The 19,543-nt window shown below is 45.8% G+C and carries 22 protein-coding genes; 15 read left to right on the forward strand and 7 right to left on the reverse strand.

Annotation, left to right across the window (positions count from 1 at the left end; all coding sequences use genetic code 11):
• The first annotated feature begins 149 nt into the window (after nucleotides 1-149).
• Together MADE_RS19605 and MADE_RS19610 are read left to right on the forward strand one after the other, a co-directional pair.
• A complete protein-coding gene (locus MADE_RS19605) occupies nucleotides 150-557 on the forward strand; it encodes a hypothetical protein (protein ID WP_012518709.1) in 408 nt (135 codons plus the stop codon).
• 258 nt (nucleotides 558-815) lie between these two features.
• Nucleotides 816-2,183 carry an ABC1 kinase family protein gene (locus MADE_RS19610; RefSeq protein ID WP_012518708.1) on the forward strand — a complete coding sequence of 456 codons (1,368 nt, stop codon included), beginning with the start codon at nucleotides 816-818 and terminating at the stop codon, nucleotides 2,181-2,183.
• A gap of 14 nt (nucleotides 2,184-2,197) precedes the next feature.
• On the opposite strand, the gene MADE_RS19615 is transcribed toward MADE_RS19610, so the two are convergent.
• Complete coding sequence (locus tag MADE_RS19615; protein WP_012518707.1) at nucleotides 2,198-2,506, reverse strand: DUF6482 family protein; 309 nt, start codon at nucleotides 2,504-2,506, stop codon at nucleotides 2,198-2,200.
• 122 nt (nucleotides 2,507-2,628) lie between these two features.
• On the reverse strand, nucleotides 2,629-3,021 hold the full coding sequence (locus MADE_RS19620; protein ID WP_023559994.1) for a hypothetical protein: 393 nt from the start codon (nucleotides 3,019-3,021) through the stop codon (nucleotides 2,629-2,631).
• Between the two features lie 381 nt (nucleotides 3,022-3,402).
• Between MADE_RS19620 and MADE_RS19625 the strand changes: the two genes are divergently transcribed.
• The 7 genes from MADE_RS19625 to MADE_RS19655 all read left to right on the forward strand — a co-directional run bounded on the left by MADE_RS19625 (nucleotide 3,403) and on the right by MADE_RS19655 (nucleotide 8,636).
• The gene (locus MADE_RS19625; RefSeq protein WP_012518705.1) at nucleotides 3,403-4,263 is read left to right on the forward strand and encodes a DUF3014 domain-containing protein; all 861 of its coding nucleotides are present in this window, start codon (nucleotides 3,403-3,405) and stop codon (nucleotides 4,261-4,263) included.
• The gene (locus MADE_RS19630) at nucleotides 4,250-4,834 is read left to right on the forward strand and encodes a DUF1285 domain-containing protein (RefSeq protein ID WP_012518704.1); all 585 of its coding nucleotides are present in this window, start codon (nucleotides 4,250-4,252) and stop codon (nucleotides 4,832-4,834) included. The genes MADE_RS19625 and MADE_RS19630 overlap by 14 nt, the downstream gene beginning before the upstream one ends.
• Before the next feature lie 153 nt (nucleotides 4,835-4,987).
• Nucleotides 4,988-6,280 carry an amidohydrolase family protein gene (locus MADE_RS19635; protein WP_012518703.1) on the forward strand — a complete coding sequence of 431 codons (1,293 nt, stop codon included), beginning with the start codon at nucleotides 4,988-4,990 and terminating at the stop codon, nucleotides 6,278-6,280.
• Between the two features lie 26 nt (nucleotides 6,281-6,306).
• A complete protein-coding gene (locus tag MADE_RS19640) occupies nucleotides 6,307-6,894 on the forward strand; it encodes a YqaA family protein (protein WP_012518702.1) in 588 nt (195 codons plus the stop codon).
• Nucleotides 6,895-7,049: 155 nt separating this feature from the next.
• Nucleotides 7,050-7,511 carry a hypothetical protein gene (locus MADE_RS19645; RefSeq protein WP_012518701.1) on the forward strand — a complete coding sequence of 154 codons (462 nt, stop codon included), beginning with the start codon at nucleotides 7,050-7,052 and terminating at the stop codon, nucleotides 7,509-7,511.
• A 24-nt stretch (nucleotides 7,512-7,535) separates the two neighbouring features.
• Nucleotides 7,536-7,721 (forward strand): hypothetical protein, encoded by a 186-nt coding sequence (locus MADE_RS19650; RefSeq protein ID WP_012518700.1) that lies wholly within the window; start codon nucleotides 7,536-7,538, stop codon nucleotides 7,719-7,721.
• A gap of 111 nt (nucleotides 7,722-7,832) precedes the next feature.
• Nucleotides 7,833-8,636, forward strand: a complete 804-nt coding sequence (locus MADE_RS19655) for a DUF1206 domain-containing protein (protein ID WP_012520197.1) — start codon at nucleotides 7,833-7,835, stop codon at nucleotides 8,634-8,636.
• A gap of 21 nt (nucleotides 8,637-8,657) precedes the next feature.
• Here MADE_RS19655 and tusA read toward each other — a convergent pair whose 3' ends face one another.
• From tusA to rph, 3 genes are read right to left on the reverse strand one after another with little or no spacing between them, the layout of a single operon-like run.
• Nucleotides 8,658-8,918, reverse strand: a complete 261-nt coding sequence (tusA, locus tag MADE_RS19660; RefSeq protein ID WP_012518698.1) for a sulfurtransferase TusA — start codon at nucleotides 8,916-8,918, stop codon at nucleotides 8,658-8,660.
• The gene (gene pyrE, locus MADE_RS19665) at nucleotides 8,908-9,549 is read right to left on the reverse strand and encodes an orotate phosphoribosyltransferase (protein ID WP_012518697.1); all 642 of its coding nucleotides are present in this window, start codon (nucleotides 9,547-9,549) and stop codon (nucleotides 8,908-8,910) included. The genes tusA and pyrE overlap by 11 nt, the downstream gene beginning before the upstream one ends.
• Nucleotides 9,550-9,570: 21 nt before the next feature.
• Entirely contained in the window at nucleotides 9,571-10,284 is a 714-nt protein-coding gene (rph, locus tag MADE_RS19670) for a ribonuclease PH (RefSeq protein WP_012518696.1), read from the reverse strand.
• A 300-nt stretch (nucleotides 10,285-10,584) separates the two neighbouring features.
• Here rph and MADE_RS19675 point away from each other — a divergent pair, with 300 nt between their 5' ends.
• Together MADE_RS19675 and MADE_RS19680 are read left to right on the forward strand one after the other, a co-directional pair.
• A complete protein-coding gene (locus tag MADE_RS19675; protein ID WP_012518694.1) occupies nucleotides 10,585-11,448 on the forward strand; it encodes a YicC/YloC family endoribonuclease in 864 nt (287 codons plus the stop codon).
• Nucleotides 11,449-11,693: 245 nt separating this feature from the next.
• The gene (locus MADE_RS19680; protein WP_012518693.1) at nucleotides 11,694-12,941 is read left to right on the forward strand and encodes a tyrosine-type recombinase/integrase; all 1,248 of its coding nucleotides are present in this window, start codon (nucleotides 11,694-11,696) and stop codon (nucleotides 12,939-12,941) included.
• Nucleotides 12,942-13,072: 131 nt separating this feature from the next.
• Here MADE_RS19680 and MADE_RS19685 read toward each other — a convergent pair whose 3' ends face one another.
• On the reverse strand, nucleotides 13,073-14,302 hold the full coding sequence (locus tag MADE_RS19685; RefSeq protein ID WP_012518692.1) for a type II toxin-antitoxin system HipA family toxin: 1,230 nt from the start codon (nucleotides 14,300-14,302) through the stop codon (nucleotides 13,073-13,075).
• Nucleotides 14,295-14,615, reverse strand: a complete 321-nt coding sequence (locus MADE_RS19690) for a helix-turn-helix domain-containing protein (protein WP_012518691.1) — start codon at nucleotides 14,613-14,615, stop codon at nucleotides 14,295-14,297. Before MADE_RS19690 ends, MADE_RS19685 begins: the two co-directional genes overlap by 8 nt.
• 324 nt (nucleotides 14,616-14,939) lie before the next feature.
• Here MADE_RS19690 and MADE_RS19695 point away from each other — a divergent pair, with 324 nt between their 5' ends.
• The 4 genes from MADE_RS19695 to MADE_RS19710 all read left to right on the forward strand — a co-directional run bounded on the left by MADE_RS19695 (nucleotide 14,940) and on the right by MADE_RS19710 (nucleotide 19,227).
• Complete coding sequence (locus tag MADE_RS19695) at nucleotides 14,940-15,242, forward strand: type II toxin-antitoxin system HigB family toxin (RefSeq protein WP_012518690.1); 303 nt, start codon at nucleotides 14,940-14,942, stop codon at nucleotides 15,240-15,242.
• A 29-nt stretch (nucleotides 15,243-15,271) separates the two neighbouring features.
• The gene (locus tag MADE_RS19700; protein ID WP_012518689.1) at nucleotides 15,272-15,643 is read left to right on the forward strand and encodes a helix-turn-helix domain-containing protein; all 372 of its coding nucleotides are present in this window, start codon (nucleotides 15,272-15,274) and stop codon (nucleotides 15,641-15,643) included.
• A 25-nt stretch (nucleotides 15,644-15,668) separates the two neighbouring features.
• The gene (locus MADE_RS19705) at nucleotides 15,669-18,059 is read left to right on the forward strand and encodes a TOTE conflict system archaeo-eukaryotic primase domain-containing protein (protein WP_012518688.1); all 2,391 of its coding nucleotides are present in this window, start codon (nucleotides 15,669-15,671) and stop codon (nucleotides 18,057-18,059) included.
• Between the two features lie 478 nt (nucleotides 18,060-18,537).
• Nucleotides 18,538-19,227: a hypothetical protein gene (locus MADE_RS19710; protein ID WP_023559995.1), complete on the forward strand. Its 690-nt coding sequence runs from the start codon at nucleotides 18,538-18,540 to the stop codon at nucleotides 19,225-19,227.
• Nucleotides 19,228-19,543 lie beyond the last annotated feature (316 nt).

Here is a 19,543-nt window from a genome sequence, read left to right on the forward strand (position 1 = left end):
ACATCCTTTGCGGTAAATGTAAGCGGGCTTTCTCTTTTCTTGCACCTTCATGTCAATGTGAGACCGAAGTCTTATAGTCTTTTTCCTACGCCTGCTCTACCTTATCTATGGATCAAGCACGTTACTGAAACCCGTTAGTGAGGTAAACCATGGCTAATAGTACTGCTGCACCAATACCTTCTCAGGTCAAAAAGAATGCATCGCGAAGCGAGCGAAGTGAACGCAAAAAGCGTTTAGCAAAAGCGGCTCAACTTGCCGAACACGCTGAAAGTGCAGAGCAGAAAGACACGATTGAGTCACCGAATAATGCCTTTTCTGACAAAAAGAACATTATGTGGGTTGTGTTGAGTGGGGCCATGGCATTAACGTTTGTTGTTATGCTGTTTTTACCTGACACGGGCATGGGCGATGGGCTTATTTCCTCTTATGCAGCCATGTTGTGGTGCGGTTTCTTTGGGGCAGCACTATTTCGCTATAGAAGCGCCAGTGGTTGGTCTGGCTTTGCTTACGGAAGCGTAATTGGTTTGGCTATTCAGTTTACATCTCAAATTATCTAACGCGTGGCACTTATATGTCATTCCCACGGTTAACGGGATAAAAAGCTAACATCAAATGCAACCATTGCGTCTACTGCGCTTATAAAGCCTCAATAGACGTCGTTGTGAATTTTAATTAATTATCTTGTGCCTGCGGGATCCGTAACGCCCGGTCGTAAGTAAAACTATATATTAGTTCAGCAGTGCTCATACGATACCTCTCTTACTTGCTTTCACACGTGCTGTTGTCTCGCTTCTTAACAAAATTTGAGTGAGTGTATGGCAGATAAATCAGATACCAAAGATGAATTAACACCGCGCCCCAGCAAAGCGATCCCCTCATCGCGACTTTCTCGTATAGGACGCCTTGGTTCATTGGCAGGAAAAATTGCAGGCAATGTGGTGACCCAAGGTGCAGGTCAGCTTTTGAAAGGCGAAAAGCCAGTGTTATCTTCATTGCTTTTAACGCCCAAAAACATTGCTAACATCGCAGATCAGCTAGCCAGCATGCGCGGGGCCGCCATGAAGCTGGGTCAGCTTATCTCTATGGATGCCGGTGACTTTTTACCTGAAGAGCTGGCCGTGATTTTGGGTCGATTGCGCGAAGACGCCGACCCCATGCCTAAAAACCAGCTAATAGAGACTCTCAATAACGCCTGGGGCGAGAAATGGCAAGATGGCTTACTCTACTTTTCCTTTGCGCCAATTGCAGCCGCTTCCATAGGTCAAGTACATAAAGTGATTACGATGGAAGGTGAGATGCTTGCAGTTAAGGTACAGTACCCTGGCGTTAAACAAAGCATCGATAGTGATATTGATAATGTAGCAACGCTTATAAAGCTGACCGGGTTGGTCCCAAAATCCTTAGACATTGGCCCCCTATTACAAGACGCCAAAACGCAGCTGCATCAAGAGGCAGATTATGAGCGCGAAGCAAAAATGCTCAACCGCTATCGCGCGCTGGTTGAAGCGTGTGACTTTTCTCGTCATTGCTCTACCGCGTTTATTATCCCTAATACTCACGCACCACTCACCACCAGCACCGTATTAGCGATGGACTTTGTAGAAAGCCAGCCTCTAGATGCATTGCTAGACGAGCCCCAAAAAATAAGAGATGCCGTGATGACCGCGTTGATGACTTTATTTTTTAATGAAGTCTTCAATTTCAAACTTCTACAAAGCGACCCCAATTTAGCAAACTATAGATTTAAACCAGATTCTAAAGAAATTGTACTATTAGACTTCGGTGCCACGCGAGAAGTCCCTGACCACATTGCCGCGCAATACCAAATTTTACTAAACAGCGCAGCGAACAACGATAAAGAGATGATGCAACAGGCGGCCTATGCCATAGGGCTAATTGATGAAACTCATAGTCAAACGCAATTAGACGCCGTGATTAACATTGGGATGGAAGCCTGTGAGGCAATAAGGCATGAAGGACCGTATGATTTTGGCCAAAGCGACCTCATTACGCGCCTTCATGAAAAGGGAATGACACTCACCATGGAGCATAACTTCTGGCACACACCGCCGGTAGATGCCCTTTTTATACATCGAAAGCTGGGTGGGCTGTTTCTGCTTGCTAAGCGACTAAGCGCAAACGTTGATATGCGAGAAGCCGCTAGCACTTGGCTCACAGCGTAGACACCACACTTAAATTAATAAGGCAACTGCATACTAAACGGTAGCGCCATTTGCTCTTCGCTTTTTGGCGGGTTGCCTATCATTTCATCGTAAGGCGTGTCGTGCTTCATTACGGCTTTGTGCACGTGGCAATGGGCAAATGCCTCACGGATATGCCCGGCGCTAAAAAAGCGCATAGGTTTGTCTTTACTGTCATAAAGCATACCGCTTTGCTTTCCAATTGATAAATAAACGAGATAGACATTCATCTCGTAAGACTGAACCTCTAAATAATCGATGACTGTTGGCGTATCTTCGATATCCCGAAAGTAAAATTTTTGCATACCTACCTCATGAACATAGCGAGCGCGTCTAACGCTTTCTACCTCCCTTTACGGTAAGTCATTCTCTACGTGATAAAATGCCAACCGCACTATCAAGGGCAATATAAAACAACGCTTATACGCTAAGCGAGGTTTTCAGGTTCATTAGCGATATTAAGTGGGCGGCGGTGGTTGCGATGGCGCACGGCATTAGCCAAAACCAACAGCGAAGCAATGGACGATGCGCTATATATCAGCGCCGCATAGCCCATTCCCGAGGCAACCCACATTAAAGGAAATACAAGTAGCCTTGGCCCCTCGACAGCAAGTGCCACCTTAGCTTTTGAGAGAATAAACGCATTTTGAATACTCATAACCACGACTGTCGCTACAGCGATCAGCTGATGCTCAATCGGTAAGTTGTTAATATTCAAAAATAGGTATAGCGTTACCCCAAGCATAATTAAAAGCTGCATATGACTGTAGCGCTTTACTGGGGTGTGAAGTTTCGGGTGATACTGTCTAAATCTACTCACGCTAGTTTTCCTAACAAATGCTTGTAACGTTAAAGCCTCATTACACCTCACGACAAATTCGCTAAAAAGCGCATTTTTTCGTGCAATATCCAGTACTTTATTTCGTTGAATCAACACATTAATACATAAAACAAAATGTTAAACAAATGTTTTAATGCTCACCATTCTATTTACACGATAGCGCCACTTTTTCTCCCTAAAAATAAGGGTTTCCCCTTAATTGATGAATAAAACCAATCGAAAACCGGTCTTTTTACGTTAAAAAAGTGTCTTAAATAAGGAATTTACGATGAAGGGGAACAATTCTCTTGATTGATTTTCTAATTTTGGGTGTTATCTCTGATAGTATTACCGAAAGGATATTTTTGTAGCGGAGTCATTATGAGCGAATCGTCAGAAAAGAAATCGTTAGGCCCTCATTTTATAATTGTTGGCATTCTTCTTATCGTTATTCTGGCCATAGTCTTTTGGCCCAGCGAAGATGAGCCCGAGCCAGCAGTTACACCTGAGACTGAAGTTACTGAGCCGGAAATCACTGAGCCTCAAGAACCAGAAGTTTTTGAGCCTACCCAACCAGCGCCAACGGTTGAGCTGGAAGAAAAAGATGAAGTTGAACCTCTCCCAGAGTCTGTTGAGTCAGACCCTGAGCCTCTCGATACTAGCGACCCTGCGGTGAAAGCATCGTTAATTGAAAGCTCATCAGCAGATGAAGCAACGGTTAATCGCATGCTGGTGAACGAAGGGCTTATTCAACGCTTTGTGGTATCGGTTACCAACTTAGCGAACGATGAAATGGCACCTAATCATCAGCTACTTACACCTCCCGAGCAAAACTTTCGCGTTTACTCACAGGCAGGTAAGCAGTGGATTGATGCGGCAAGCTACAAGCGTTACACGCCTTATGTAGATATGCTCGAGTCGTTTGATAATGACGCATTACTTAATATCTACGGTATTTATAAAGGCGATATTCAAGCGAAATTCTCAGAGATTGGAAACCCTGACGAGGACTTTAATCAAGTGCTATTAGAAGCTATTGATCAGCTTTTAGACACCCCTGAAGTACCAGTTCCAGTTGAGGTCTATTCCGACTCAGTAGCCTATAAATATGCGGATGAGCGCTTGGAAAATTTAAATGAACCGCAAAAACAATTACTTCGCACCGGGCCAGATAACATGCGCCGTATCAAGGCAAAGCTACGCGAGCTGAAAGTATTGGTTGAAGAACGTGGATCTAACTAGATTTCAACAACAGCTTAAGGGCACGTCGTCAAAAGCGCGCCCTTTACCGCCTGTTGAGAAATGGGACCCCGATTTTTGCGGAGACATTAACCTTACGATTGCCCTGGATGGCAGGTGGTTTTACGAAGGAAGCCCGATTGGGCGAGCGAGTCTGGTCCAACTTTTTGCCTCGGTCTTAAAGCGGGAAGATGAAAACTACTTCCTGGTAACCCCCGTGGAAAAAGTAGGTATTACCGTAGAGGACACGCCTTTTCTTGTTACTCAATGGCAAAAAGAAAAAGGCGAACGCACCGATGACGACGTGTTCACCTTTACCACGCAAACCGGTGACGAAATACGTTTAGAACATGCAGAACAACTTGAACTACGGGTTCCCCCCAAAGCCATCCAAGACCCCCAAGCTACGCCCATTCCCTATATAAATGTGCGTAGGAACTTATGGGCTAGACTACACCAAAATGTTTACTATCAACTACTTGAGCATGCCGACGAACACGCAAACGAGTCTGTAACATCGTTTTCGATTCGCTCAAGTGGGAAACGTTTTATACTAGGTGAAGTTGCTAGGTAGCATTAATAGCGCCTTAATAAAGACGCAAGTGCGAGCACGTTAGGTCACTTATCACTGAAAAGACGCCATTGATAGCGCTTTACTTTGCGTTATATCAACAGGTGCATTACATTCGATATAGTCTATAAAACAATCAACAAGAAGACCTATATCATGAATAAGCCTCTCATTACGCTGACGGTAGCCGCAGCCCTGTTGTCGTCCTCTTTTTCAGCCACAGCAGCAACCCTTATCCACGCTGGAAAAGCCTTTACTGGTACGTCAAAAAAGCTGTTGAGCAATGTGACTATTGTTGTAGAAGATAACAAAATAGCTTCCGTGCAAAAAGGATTTACGCGAGCACAGGAAGGCGACACGGTTATTGATTTAAAAGGCGCGACGGTTATGCCTGGGTTAATGGATATGCATGTGCACTTGTCGTCACAGCATGGCGGGCCACAAACGTACCTTGAGCGCTTTTCATTGAATGAAGCCGACTATGCGTTGCGCGCAGCTAATTACGCCGAAGTAACGCTAAACGCTGGCTTTACTACGGTAAGAAATCTGGGTGACGGCTATAATGAAACCGTCGCATTACGCAATGCTATTGCAAAAGGGTACGCTTCAGGGCCACGTATATACACGGCAGCTAAATCTATCGCTACGACCGGGGGGCATGCCGACCCAAGCAACGGCATGTCACACCTATTGCGCCCTGATGTAGGCCCCAAACAAGGCGTGGCGAACGGAGAAGTCGAAGCCCGAGAAGCCGTTCGCGCTCGCTATCAGGACGGCGCAGACCTCATTAAAATTACGGCAACCGGGGGCGTGTTGAGCGTAGCTAAAAGCGGCCAAAACCCACAATTTATGACGGATGAACTGGAAGCTATAGTCGCTACAGCAAAAGATTATGGCATGACAGTAGCCGTACACGCCCACGGCAAGGAAGGGATGATGCGAGCCATTGAAGCAGGTGTGGATTCTATCGAGCACGGTACTTTCATGGATGATGAAATTCGCAACCTTATGAAAAAACACGGTACCTACTATGTGCCTACCATACTGGCGGGTAAGTTCGTAGCCGATAAAGCTAAAATAGACGGCTTCTTCCCAGAACTCGTTCGCCCTAAAGCGGCAGCAATAGGTCCGCTCATTCAAAATACTTTCGCCGAAGCGCACAAAGCGGGCGTAAAAATTGCTTTTGGTACAGACAGCGGTGTGTCGGCCCATGGCGATAATGCCCAAGAGTTTTCGCTTATGGTCGATGCCGGTATGAAGCCGATTGATGCACTGCTTAGCGCCACCGTTAACAGCGCGGAATTACTGGGTATAGACGATATTTTGGGCACACTGGAGCAAGGCAAGTTAGCCGATATTGTAGCCATACCGGGTAACCCGCTAGAGGACATCTCGCTTATGGAGCGCGTGTCATTTGTGATGAAAGACGGTGTTGTATACAGGCAGTAAAAAATAATTTAAGTAGTAGAGATTACATGGCACTGGGTAAAAAGGTTAAACATAAAACTAAAAAGCTGATCGACTCTAAACATATGCTAAAAGGCATCACCTTAGCGTCGTTTTTAGAATCTACGATAGTGCCTATTCCCCTTGAAGCGGTAATGGTTCCGCTAATGCAGGCAAGACGCGAGTCGCTGTGGAAAATCGCGTTCATGGCAACATTAGGCTGTGTTATTGGTGCTGTTTTCGGCTATGCACTTGGATATTACTTATTTGATATGGTAGGGGAGTGGTTGATTAACACTTTTTTCAGCCAAGACCAGTTCGATAATGTTAAGCAGCAAATGCAAAACCAAGGCTTTTGGTTTGTTATGACTTTAGGCATCGCGCCTATTCCCTTCCAAGTTGCCATGCTCGCAGCAGGGGCGACGAAATTTTCGCTACCTCTGTTTCTTTTAGCGACCGTCATAGCACGGGCTATCCGATACTTCGGGCTTGCGATTGTCGTGTATTACGCAGGAGATAAAGCCGAACAGCTTATCAAACGTTATAAAATGAAAGCCGTTGTCGCCATTACCCTTGCTGTGATCTTTTTGTGGTGGCTGTCTAACGCACTCGGATAGCCTACACAAAGTTTGACGTGTTAATCGCTGCAACAAATTAAAGACCTCATGACCCCAATTTCCTGAACACCGATTGCTGCAATAGATTTTTTGAACTTTACATTTGATAATGATTCTTATTTGCACTAATGTTATAAAAAACAGGAGGTGCTTATATGAATGTTCAGCGTTTGTGTCCCGTGTATAAAAAGTGGCTACAGCTAAATCCTTTAAATGCCCGACAACATCGCCTTGCTTTGCAAGCGCAAACCCAGCAAGCCCATCAGCAGGGAAAGCGTGAGCGGGCCAGGGAACTGGGCTATCAAACCTTTGAAGCAGCCAAAGTCATTCTTAATGCACTACAGTCCACCTCATCGAATAAAGAAAAAGCCATACAAGAGGATGTGCTCGCGTTTGGCACCATGGGCATGTATTTGTCCTCTCTTCTCGCACAAGAGCAAAAAAAGCGTGAGGCCCACGCCATATTGCAAGAGTGCCAACAGCAACTTATTGCAATATTACCGCTTCACGCCACTAGCCCTTCTATTTGTAGATTGATTGCATCATTACAGCAAACGCTTGAACACATTCACTTGCCTGAATGCACAAATCGATTGGCCTGTGAAACGCTGCATTAAACTATTCACAAAGGGGAAATGATCATGACACCAGAACAAATTTCAAATCAAGAAGGCTTCGTTTCGTTAAACGTAAAAGCGTCGGTATTGCAAAAGATGTTAAGCGTGGAAGTCTTGCATATGACCGACATCCACTGCACCTGTGCTCAAAGCAAGCGTGTATTACAAAAGCTGCTATTGCAAGTAGCGGCAAATGGCGCAGAAAGCTGATGCCCCTGCTCGCTAGATGAATTTTAAACGGGAATAAAAAGCGGAATGCAACTTGATAGGTAACGTAGAAGTAGATGAATTAATGATGCCATTAGGTTATGAGAGGAACTCGTGAAATCTTCGTCGAAATGGAAAAAGGCTACGGCTAAAGCGGGCTACAGCGCGAAAACCGTTATGTATATCATGCTGGGGGCATTCATTCTTACCTCAGTGTTAAATACGATGGGCCGTGAAAAAGCCTCCCAGTCCCATGTCTTTATTACACTTAAACAACAACCCCTTGGACAGGTATTCTTAGGTATTCTTGTTCTCGGTCTCGCCTGTTACGCCTCTTGGCGCTGGCTGCAAATTTTTATCACTGATAAATCTACTGACGACAGTTTCTTTATCTACATGATCAATAAAGTCTTCTTCTTTGTGTCTGGCGCTTTCTATTTTATCGCCGCTTATGCGGGTGGAAAAACCCTTTTAGCACTAAAAAGTAGTTCCTCTTCTCAAGGAAGTGGAAAAAAGGTCAGCGAGTTTTTAATGCAGTACGAATGGGGTTTAGTATTAGTGGCCGCCATTGGTTTTTGTATACTCATATTTGCTATTGTGCAGTTCAAGCATACCTATACCACCGACTTTTTAGAAAAGTTTTCTTTACCCGCGTTAAGTCAACGTATCGAAAAGAGTGTGACCGTAACTGGTCGGCTAGGGTACACCGCTAGGGGCGTTGTTTACTCGCTAGTAGGAAGCTTTTTTATTCTCGCCGCTTTTTTAAGTAATCCTTCAGAAGCAGGTGGCTTACAAAAAGCGCTTGAAACCTTAATGCAGCAACCCTTCGGCCCCTATCTTATCGCGGCCGTGGGAGCAGGATTCATTATGTTTGGACTTTATTGTGCACTTGAAGCCAAGTATAGAAAAATCGACTAACGATTTAAAAAAGAAGGGCGCCTATTCGCGCCCTTTCTTTATAACGTATTGATACGGTAAGGTCTCAGTTTGGGATGCCACTAAGGTATGGTCCATAAAGCGGCAAAAACTGGGAATATCTCTGGCCGTTGATGGATCGTCAGCCGTGACCGAAAGAGTTTCCCCATCGGCCAACTTTCGAATATTCAAACGCACCATCATCACCGGCTCAGGGCAGCGAAGTCCCAAAGCATCTAGGTGCTGACTGGCGGCGTTAAACACGTTGTCAAACTTAGATGCCATAGTTTTCACGATAGGTGTTTATTGCAGCGATCTCGTTATCAAAACCGCCTTTTTCACCAAGGTATGACACCACATCGGCAAGGGAAACAATCGAGATAACCTGCGTGTTGAAGTCGCGCTCTACTTCTTGAATCGCAGAGAGCTCGCCTTTACCGCGCTCTTGTCTATCTAACGCGATAAGTACGCCTGACAGGCTTGCTTGCTGCTGCTCTATGAGTGTCATAGACTCACGAATAGCAGTGCCGGCTGTGATCACATCATCCACCAGCATAACCTTGCCCTCTAGCGGGCTTCCCACTAGATTGCCACCTTCACCGTGTGTTTTGGCTTCTTTGCGGTTAAAGCAATAAGGCACATCAAGGTTATGGTTATCCGCTAACGCCACGGCAGTCGTAGTGGCAATAGGAATGCCTTTGTAGGCCGGGCCAAACAGTACGTTAAACTCAACGCCGGCATCCATTAGTGCATTGGCGTAAAAGCGGCCCAGCTTGGCCAAATCACCGCCGCGGTTAAACAAACCAGCATTAAAGAAGTAGGGGCTCACGCGGCCCGATTTTAGCGTAAATTCGCCGAACTTCAGTACGCCACGTTCAATAGCAAACTCGATAAAATCTCGCTGAAACGCTTTCATGATGACCTCTTTATTACTCGCTTACGCCAAGGCTGCTTTTTGAATATCGAATAGTTCACGTAGACCGTGCTTACCAATTTTCAACAGCTCATCAAGTTCTTCAAACGAGAAAGGTTCGCCCTCAGCAGTGCCTTGCACTTCGATAAGCTTACCTGTCTCTGTCATTACAATGTTCATATCGGTTTCAGCTTCAGAATCTTCTGTATACTCAAGGTCAGCAATGGGTGTACCTTCGTAAATACCGACTGATAGCGCAGCAATCATGTGCTTAAGTGGGTTTGTTTTAATAATACCTTTGCTGCGCATGTATGTAAGCGCATCAACTAAGGCAACACATGCGCCGGTAATTGAGGCTGTGCGGGTACCGCCATCTGCTTGGATAACGTCGCAATCAAGCGTGATGGTGTTTTCACCCAGTAATTTTAGGTCAAGTGCAGCGCGAAGTGAACGAGCGATGAGACGCTGAATTTCTAACGTACGGCCACCTTGCTTACCGCGTGCGGCTTCACGACCGCTGCGAGTATGAGTTGCGCGCGGAAGCATACTGTATTCCGCCGTCACCCAACCTTTGCCTTGGCCTTTCATAAAGCGTGGTACACCTTCTTCCACCGTCGCATTACACAACACCTTGGTGTTACCAAACTCTACAAGAACAGAGCCTTCTGCATGACAAGTGTATTGGCGAGTAATAGTAACGGGGCGAATTTGACTGGCGGTTCTGCCGCTTGGACGCATAGTGTTCTCCACAACGTAAATGCTTAAAAATGAATTGCGATTTACAGTTCTGCCCTGCGTTAAAAATACGAGAAAGTTAACGCGCGGCCAAACGCTGCAAATACAAAATAGCTACGAAATTGCGCTTAAGTATAACGCAATACCCGCAAGCGTTAAAAACGAACTTTGCATGTTTACTTATTGAAAATCGTAAATGTGGGGTAATATACAAAATACAAGAAAACCTGCCTTCGATTTTCACGTATACAACACGACGTTCGGGTTGTTTTTGCAGGCTTTTATAAAAATTAAAGGATATTTATGATTTACAGCATGACAGCGTTTGCGCGCGTAGAAACGAAAAAAGAGTGGGGCTCAGCGGTTTGGGAAATACGCTCAGTTAACCAACGCTTTTTAGAGACCTACTTCCGCCTACCAGAGCAGTTTCGCTCATTAGAGCCTGTTTTACGCGAGCGTTTCCGCAAAAAGTTGGCGCGAGGAAAAGTAGAATGTGCCTTGCGTTTTACCGCAAACGATGCAGCTGTAACCAAGCTTAGCTTAAATGAAGAGCTAGCAAAGCAAGTTCTACACGCGGCCGACTGGGTGCAGTCGCACGGTCAATCAACTGGCGTTAATCCGCTAGACGTATTGCGCTGGCCTGGCGTAATTGCCGCCGAAGAGGCCGATATGGATGCCATTCACGCCGATGTAATGACCGCGTTCGACCAAGCGTTAAATGACTTCATTAGTGCCCGTGCTACAGAAGGCGAAGCGCTTAAAGGCATGATTACGCAGCGTCTCGATGCCATTGAAGCAGAAGCGGAAAAAGTGGCGGCGCGCATGCCTGAAATTATGGTGTGGCAGCGCGAAAGAGTACAGGCGCGCTTTGAAGAGGCAAAAGTAGAGCTAGACGCTGGCCGTTTCGAGCAAGAGATGATCATGCTTGCGCAAAAAGTGGATGTGGCAGAAGAGCTAGACCGCTTAAACGCACACGTTAAAGAAACCCGCAATATCCTTAAGAAGGGCGGGGCAGTAGGCCGCAGACTCGACTTTATGATGCAGGAATTTAATCGTGAATCGAACACCTTAGGTTCAAAATCTATTAGCACTGACATAACGCAATCAGCTGTAGAGCTTAAAGTATTAATTGAGCAGATGCGCGAACAGATCCAAAACATCGAATAGGTTCTTGGGTTGAAATTTACCCGTCCAAGAATGCCTTAAAAGCCCTGTATTACCTTGTGAAGAGCATCGAAATTACAGGGCTTTTTTATTTTTCCCGTCCAATTCGGTTGGTAGATTTCCATTATCAACTACTTGTTTAGTGGGGGCAGAATGGTGGGCAGTCCCCTCATTTTTGCTCAATAAGCAAATCGGTGGTGGGCAGCCATTATTGCCCCCTCCATTATTTCAGCAACTATGGAGTAAACATGGGAAAACTCACAGCAAAACAGGTTATTGCATACAGCAAAGCCGACCCAAAAAAATATTCAGATGGTGAAGGGTTATACTTTTGCGTCCGCAAACAAGGCTCGCCTTACTGGATGATCCGCTACACCACAGCCAAAGGAAGACGAGAAGCAACCTTGGGGCAATTTCCTTTAATGTCGTTGGCAGACGCCAGAATTGCCGCCGCATACTTTCGAAAGGAAGTACGTGACGGCATAGATCCTCTTCTGGAAAAACAGAAAATCGAGTTACCTGACATTGAAACCGTGGATCAACTGTTCCATGACTGGTATCGAACCGATCTGAGTAGACGACTAAAGCATCCCAAGATCCCGTATCGGGTTTACACCAAAGACATAAGCCCTGTCATTGGCATTAAGTGTATTGCTGAGGTGACCGCACGTGACGTACGCGAAGTATTAGAGCGCATTCGAGAAAGTAACCGCCCTACCATTGCCAACGACACCTTGATGTACATGAAGCAGTTGTTTCGACATGCGATAAAGCTCGACTTAACGCTGAACAACCCAGCCGCAGCCTTTACCGTGGACGATGCCGGTGGCGTGGAGTCCAGTAAAGATAGGATGCTCAGCAAAGAGGAAATTCACTACGCCTTTAGCGTGTTTCATACCCATATCAATAGCTTTGGCCGCGACAACTACCTCGCTTGCTGTCTTTTTTTGGTATTGGGCGTACGCAAAAGCGAACTTTGCCAAGCCATGTGGCGTGAAATGGATTTAACCACGGGCGTATGGGACCTACCCAAAGAACGCAGCAAAACCGGCGTCCCAATCAGCATTTCCTTACCACGCCAAGCCATTGCTTGGTTTAACGAGTTGCAAATCCGCGCTTGTGGCTCGCCTTATGTTTTCCCAGCCAGACGAGCAAGCCATCGTCCACATATGGGGCCAGATACGCTTAACCGCGCCATTTCTAAACTCTTTGGTCGCGAGCCTGGGCGCAAAAAACAGCCACTCAATAAAATGGGTAAACTTGAATACTTCACCGTACACGATTTACGCCGCACCTTTCGCAGCCTTGCCGCCTCTTTGGGCATTGCAGGAAATGTGGCCGAACGCTGTCTTAGCCATAAGCTAAAAGGCGTTGAGGGTATCTACGACCGGCCCGAGCTTTTTGAAAACAGTACTTTGAAGAGCGCCGAATTGCCCATCAAACCGTGGCTGATGTGGTTGAACCATTGGTGGTACTCGCCCCTTGGCTTTCGCTAAAACTCACGTTCTACGTGATTGTCAGCCTAGGACGCAAACTGGGGCTTTGATTGACAAAACAAGTCACTAAACATAATCTTCAAGCCAATATGACCGACGCCTCTGCATTTCTGTACGCGTCGGTTCTCATTTTAGCGTAGCGGTATGCTTCGCAAATGTGTTTCGATTGCTTCAATCATCGACTTGGTAAGTGGTAAATGCGCTTTTTCTTTCGCCCAGATTTCATGAAAGCCTGCCACGGTTTGCTTGGCAGTATCTAATACCAATTTTTCTGGCAGCATGGCTTTAGCCGCTAAGTGTGACAGCTCATCCAGCGTGAAATCACTGAATTTCTTGCTACGGCTCACCTTCAGCGACGCACTATCATCGGGGATATAAGGAATAGTCGAGACAAAGTCATAGGCAGGCGCGATCGATGCGGTGCGCTTGTCTTTGTAAATCACAGACCAATTCTTCAGATGCATATCCGCATTGCCAATTAGGGTATTGAACACCAATCGACGCGTAAATTCTGCAATGTCTTCGTCTTGACCTTCGATGCCGATAACCTGAGCAATATTGCGCATACTGGCTTTTTTGTATTTATCTTGAGGATAGACGCCAAACACTTGCGCAAAATCTTCAATATGCACGGCTTGATCATCTGCACGATCAAAGCGCTTGATCACAAACGCCTGAGCATTTTTAAAAGAGTCACCATATTTGCCAATGCCATCTGGGATATTAGCAATCTGGTTAATCGGGAGTAGCTGCGTTTCTGGCACATCCATCCCCAACATGCGAGCCAGTTCCATCATCGAATATTCATTTTCTGGCACAGCGTCAAAACGAGACGATGGCAATTTCACAATCCAAGAACCACCTTGACCGGTTGCTGGAATAGTCAACCCACCGTTTGCCTGTTGTACGGCCGAAAACTTCAACTGCACACCCGCCAATGAAAAACGCATTGGAACATCTATTTTCGTTTCTTCGTCAATGTCTTGATGCACATTAGGCGGCAGCGCTTCACCATCAGCAGGTTCAACCGTGATCGCACCTGCTAAATCTTGTCCTAACACCCACAATAGAAAAAACTCCCGCGCTGGATTCACTCCGGCACGCTCTGCCAGGTAATGACGCATGGTTTCTTCTGGCAAAAGGTTAGAGAAAAACGGAGTTAATTTGGTTTGGGTCGGTTTAAAATTAGTCAGTAAGCCACCCAGTGCATCTTTAAAACCCAGCCCTAACACGGGCCGTGATTCATCATGAATGTACGAATCCATAAAGGCAAAAAGCGTTCTGTCATTGCCCACGTTGGTGATCGTTGCTATGGGTTCGCCATAGAGCAACACGTTGAGCGTAGAAACATGATTAGTCATCAATGTCTTCCTCTAGCTGATATGCGGGCGGTATTGGCTCAGCTTCATCGCTGATACCGTTAATACCTTGGCTGCTTCGAATGATTGACTTGATGGCAGGAACGGACTTTTTAGGCGCAACCAATAACTCTAGGTCGAGTACACGGGCAAGTGCAATCAAACTGGATATTCTTAAATCAACGCCGCCAGACTCGATTTTCGAAATATGACTTTGCGGCACCCCCGAACGCGCGCTTAACTCTCTTTGGCTAAACCCCTTGCGTACCCGAGCTTCTCGAAGACTTTCTAGTATCTGCTCTGTTACATAGCTCATTTCGATACGCCTTAATGCATCAATTAGGAATAATTATATACAAAAACATATCACCGTAATCCCACAAACACAAGAATGATTAGCTATTATGTATCACTAAGTACTTTTTGATATGCAATTATAGATAGATCGTAACATGCGCGCTCAATTACTGTGGGCAGTTGGGACAATGGGGCAACACTTGATATGCCGAGCTTCAGAGGGTGAATAAGAGGGATGTGAACCGCCCCAAGGAATGGGGCAATTGGGGATGCGGTAAGAACTCCTAACCGCATCAAAAATGCCAAACTTGCAAAAGTCCCAAATTGGGACTAACATCTGTTTATGAGAATTATCGCACTATCAACCTTAAAAACATTTTGGGAAGACAGCCCAGAATACATTGACACGAAAGAGCCAACGTTAGCGTGGTATAGGCATGCATTAAACGCTGATTGGGGAGCACCGGCGGATGTGAAACAGGACTTTAGAAATGCCAGCATCCTCAAAGATGGGCGTGTCGTGTTTAACATTGCCGGTAATAAATACCGGTTAGTTGTTTGGATCAATTATGCCTACAAGGTGGTTTACATACGGTTTATCGGCAGCCATGCGCAATACGATAAAATTGATGTGCAAACGATTTGAAGCCAAAAGGTAGTAACAAGAGGTATATAATGGACATCAGACCTATTAAAACAGATGCCGACTACCGCGCGGCATTAGACGATATCGAAAACCTAATGATGGCGGAGCCTGATACCGTCGAAGGCGAAAAGCTGGACATTTTGGTTACGTTAGTTGAAGCCTACGAAGCAAAGCATTTCCCAATGGATTTGCCAGACCCTGTTGAGGCAATAAAGTTTGAGATGGAGCGCAAAGGCTTAACGGTTAAAGATCTTGAACCCATGATAGGTAAAAGCAATCGTGTTTATGAAATCCTAAACCATAAGCGGTCACTCACGCTAAAAATGATTTGGAAACTTCATGAAGGGCTAGGTATTCCAGCAGAGTCGCTCATCAAACCGCCGCAAGTTCGCGCGTCATAGTGCTGCACATAAAAATTATGTTGTCATGAATGACGCTCGCTACCCAAACATTTCGGCTATTGATAACAGGCTAGCTGAGCTTGAAAACGAAAAGCAGCAGCTTCTCGCATTAAGAGAGGCTTTGCGTAGCGCTCAAAACGAGTGTTCAGTACAGACATTCACGCCAGAACAAAAAGTCGCCCTATTCAGACAACGATTTCGTGGGCGAGAGGATATCTTCGCCAATCGTTGGCAAAACCAACAGGGCCGCAGTGGCTATTCCGTAGCCTGTGATAATGAGTGGGTAAGCGGGCTATGCAACAAGCCCCGCATTAAATGCCAAGACTGTTCACACCGAAAGTTTAGCGAATTAAACGAGCACATTATTTACAGGCACCTTGCCGGTCAACAAGTGGTGGGGCTGTATCCCTTACTGAGAGATAATTCGTGCTATTTGTTAGCCGCCGATTTTGACAAAGGCTGTTGGCAAGAAGAAGTCAAAGCAATGTCTAAAGCGTGCCAAGCGTTTGATATTCCCCACGCGATAGAAATCTCGCGTTCTGGCAACGGGGCGCACTTATGGATCTTTTTTGAAACCAATATCCCAGCGAACCAAGCTCGGGCACTGGGTTTCGCTTTGCTTGATAAAGCCATGGAAATATTTCCAAATCTATCGTTTGACTCCTATGACAGGCTATTTCCTAACCAAGATGTCCTTCCTGAAGGCGGGTTTGGCAATCTCATTGCGCTACCACTTCAAAAGGAGGCTCGCCTTTCAGGCCGTAGTTGCTTTGTTGACAGTGACCTGAATGCGATTGACGATCAATGGCGGCACCTTGCAGATCTTAAAACGCTCACGCAATCGAGTATTGATCAACTCATAACAACTATTTCACCCAACACCCTATTACTGTCCGAACAAGGGCTAACAGATAACCGCCCACCTTGGGAAATCACAGCCAAAGCCGCACCAATAAAATTAGAGTCTTTGCCGAAAAACGTGACCATTACCTTGGCCAACCATATCTACTTTTTGATGAGCGAGTTACCTGGACCACTACTAGCAGGACTAAAGCGATTAGCGAGTTTTTCTAATCCTGTGTTTTTTAAAACACAAGCGTTGCGCTTTTCAACCCATGGCATTCCGAGGTTTATTTCCTGTGCTCGTATTGAAAACGGTTATCTAGCACTACCGCGAGGCTGTCTCGATGACGCGATTGCTTTGCTACAAGAGCGAAATATTTCGCCACTATTTGACGATAAGCGCGAAACCGGCAAACCATTATTAAAACTTACCCCCGAGTTCACTTTGCGAAAGAACCAGCGTGACGCAGTGGCCGCAATATCTAAACACGACTTCGGTATTTTGCATGCGCCCACCGCATTTGGAAAAACGGTTACAGCCATTGGTATGATCGTAAAACGCAAAGTAAATACCCTAATACTGGTTCATAGCCGACAACTGCTTGAGCAGTGGCAAGAGCGCTTACGCACGTTCCTACCCGAAGTAAACATTGGCAGTATAGGAGGAGGTAAAAGAAAGCCGAATGGCATTATAGATATTGCTACCTACCAAAGTTTGGTCAATAAAAAAGACAATTCCATCGCTCCTCTCATCCAAGACTACGGCCACATTATTGTTGATGAATGCCATCACTTATCCGCACCAAGGTTTGAAATGGTACTCAACGAGGTAAGAGCAAAATATGTATTGGGCCTAACAGCAACACCTGAGCGACAAGATGGTCATCAAAAGATCATTTTCATGGCGGCAGGGCCCATTCGCTACAAAGTGAAACAAAGCCCTGATGAGCAATTTACTCAAACCGTGATGATTCATCAGCTCTACGATGTACCAGCAGCAGAGCTAATAACAACAGATGAGCGCCCCAAAATAAGCGATGCCTACCGCTGGCTCGTCGAAAACGAACAGCGCACGTCAAAAATCGTCTCAGACGCCTCTCAGTGTGTTCAAAATGGCGGACACCCGTTAGTCCTTACAGAGCGTAGAGAGCACGCAGAATACATACACTCACGACTTACCGAGATTGGTATTAGCACTGTCGCACTCAAAGGCGCTATGAAAGCTGCGGAACGCAAGAACGCTGACAATCATCTGCAATCGGCTCAAGTTGTCGTCGCAACAGGAAAATATGTGGGCGAAGGATTTGACCTGCCAAGACTGGATACGTTGTTTTTGGCCATGCCAATCGCATGGAAAGGTACATTGGCCCAATATGCTGGTCGTATTCATCGTGAATCGGAAGGAAAAACACAAGTCACCATTCACGACTATGTGGACTGCGCCCTCCCTATGCTGCAACGCATGTTTAAAAAACGTGAGAAAAGCTACAAGGCCATGGGGTACGCCCTTGAGTACATTGATGGTAACAGTGACAATCAGCCTTCACTAAAGCTGGAAAAGGCCTCTTCATAAAATACCAGGTCAAATTAGCAAGCTGCTCTTCGTTCAACACTTCCCCATGCCTTTACCCCCCATACGCCAAAACCACTATCCGTTTGGCTTTTGGATCGAAACGCCAAACAGGGAAATTAGTCCATTTACTGTTTGGCTTCTCGATTGAAATCCAACGCTGGTAGGCCATGCCAATACTCGCTCAAAACAAGGTTTGGCACTTTTTGCCCCCTAAACCAACCTCGAATCCAAAGTACAAACCGTTTGATTTTTTAAACCCAGAATGCAAACGATCGTTTGGCGTCTCGATTTTTTTGCACTAGCCAAACAGCGCTGTATTGGACTATGTATCTCAAACAGTTAGCCGCGCACAGGTCATCATAAAAAACCGATTTGACTGGTTAGTTTGATGGCCATTTCTTTCATCTATTTCACCACCGAGTCTGCACCCGACCACTGAAAATAGACGGCATGAAAAACCAATAAGGTGATAAGTGACGTGTTGTGGGCAAGTGGTAACGATTGGGATAGAGAATGGATACAGCAGGTGGTCGCTTTACTGGTTGGGCATGGCGCGTTTACCCTCTACCCAGCATTAAGCCAGTGCGATAATGCAGCCGAACGCTTAACCCGCTGGCTGACTTTTCAGTTACCACGCGTTAAACAAGCACACCCAGGCTGCCCGATTCACCAATGGCTAAATAGCATTGGCGCACAAGTGATCGTAGAAAAATGGCAAAGCCCCGAGCAATGGCCAAACCTGTATTGGCTACCTTTACCTGAGGTTGATGACCACGCGCAAGGCGGGTTGGTTTTGTTACCGGCACATTTTTTACCGGTATATATGAACGGCACAATACAAACCAGAACATTGCAAGCAAACACACCGGCCAACGCCTGTATTTTTTGGTGCATTACGCCTTTATCTAAAACAGGAAAACGTACTACCTTGCACCCCAAACAGCAAAACCGCGGCTTTTGCCTGCCCAGTTCGCCGGAGCAAATAGGAAAATCATGCACAGGGTTATTACTGAGAGGTTTGAAAAAAGAAAGCCAAAAACGAAACGGCAACGTGATCAGCCACCAGATCAACCTAGCACTGCTGCACCACCTTTGTGGGCCGGAGAATGATATTTGGATTACGAACAAATGCTTTGGTAACGAGAACCAAACTCAACAACAAGGCTAAATAGCTTGATATTTGTTATGAAGAAAACCACAATTTCACTCAAGCTCTTTAAAGCTGGTTGAGCCTTTACCTAGCGTTTTGGCTCGTGGCTGCGCCTCAGTCGCCGTTAAGACTGGGGCTTATCTCTTACAAACTACCCGAAATCACAATCTCAAGAAACGAGTAACCCCTCACAGGGCGCTGTTCTAACGGGTAGCGGGAGGGGTATTGTTGGTGCGATTTTAATATTAACAATGCAAAATGGCCATCTATTCGTACCATCTCGTGATGATCCACGAAATGGTTAGTAATCTTTAGCTGCTTGATTATATGGCCA

This window comes from Alteromonas mediterranea DE (assembly GCF_000020585.3).
In the GTDB taxonomy this organism is placed as follows: Bacteria; Pseudomonadota; Gammaproteobacteria; order Enterobacterales; family Alteromonadaceae; genus Alteromonas; species Alteromonas mediterranea.

What these genes read in the sequence shown, in the direction of transcription:
- MADE_RS19645 (WP_012518701.1), top strand. Translation starts at nt 7,050, where the DNA reads ATGAATGTTCAGCGTTTGTGTCCCGTGTATAAAAAGTGGCTACAGCTA.
- pyrE (WP_012518697.1), bottom strand. Translation starts at nt 9,549, where the DNA reads ATGAAAGCGTTTCAGCGAGATTTTATCGAGTTTGCTATTGAACGTGGC.
- MADE_RS19690 (WP_012518691.1), bottom strand. Translation starts at nt 14,615, where the DNA reads ATGAGCTATGTAACAGAGCAGATACTAGAAAGTCTTCGAGAAGCTCGG.
- MADE_RS19635 (WP_012518703.1), top strand. Translation starts at nt 4,988, where the DNA reads ATGAATAAGCCTCTCATTACGCTGACGGTAGCCGCAGCCCTGTTGTCG.
- MADE_RS19675 (WP_012518694.1), top strand. Translation starts at nt 10,585, where the DNA reads ATGATTTACAGCATGACAGCGTTTGCGCGCGTAGAAACGAAAAAAGAG.
- MADE_RS19605 (WP_012518709.1), top strand. Translation starts at nt 150, where the DNA reads ATGGCTAATAGTACTGCTGCACCAATACCTTCTCAGGTCAAAAAGAAT.
- MADE_RS19640 (WP_012518702.1), top strand. Translation starts at nt 6,307, where the DNA reads ATGGCACTGGGTAAAAAGGTTAAACATAAAACTAAAAAGCTGATCGAC.
- tusA (WP_012518698.1), bottom strand. Translation starts at nt 8,918, where the DNA reads ATGGCATCTAAGTTTGACAACGTGTTTAACGCCGCCAGTCAGCACCTA.
- MADE_RS19695 (WP_012518690.1), top strand. Translation starts at nt 14,940, where the DNA reads ATGAGAATTATCGCACTATCAACCTTAAAAACATTTTGGGAAGACAGC.
- MADE_RS19705 (WP_012518688.1), top strand. Translation starts at nt 15,669, where the DNA reads ATGAATGACGCTCGCTACCCAAACATTTCGGCTATTGATAACAGGCTA.
- rph (WP_012518696.1), bottom strand. Translation starts at nt 10,284, where the DNA reads ATGCGTCCAAGCGGCAGAACCGCCAGTCAAATTCGCCCCGTTACTATT.
- MADE_RS19685 (WP_012518692.1), bottom strand. Translation starts at nt 14,302, where the DNA reads ATGACTAATCATGTTTCTACGCTCAACGTGTTGCTCTATGGCGAACCC.
- MADE_RS19680 (WP_012518693.1), top strand. Translation starts at nt 11,694, where the DNA reads ATGGGAAAACTCACAGCAAAACAGGTTATTGCATACAGCAAAGCCGAC.
- MADE_RS19650 (WP_012518700.1), top strand. Translation starts at nt 7,536, where the DNA reads ATGACACCAGAACAAATTTCAAATCAAGAAGGCTTCGTTTCGTTAAAC.
- MADE_RS19610 (WP_012518708.1), top strand. Translation starts at nt 816, where the DNA reads ATGGCAGATAAATCAGATACCAAAGATGAATTAACACCGCGCCCCAGC.
- MADE_RS19615 (WP_012518707.1), bottom strand. Translation starts at nt 2,506, where the DNA reads ATGCAAAAATTTTACTTTCGGGATATCGAAGATACGCCAACAGTCATC.
- MADE_RS19625 (WP_012518705.1), top strand. Translation starts at nt 3,403, where the DNA reads ATGAGCGAATCGTCAGAAAAGAAATCGTTAGGCCCTCATTTTATAATT.
- MADE_RS19700 (WP_012518689.1), top strand. Translation starts at nt 15,272, where the DNA reads ATGGACATCAGACCTATTAAAACAGATGCCGACTACCGCGCGGCATTA.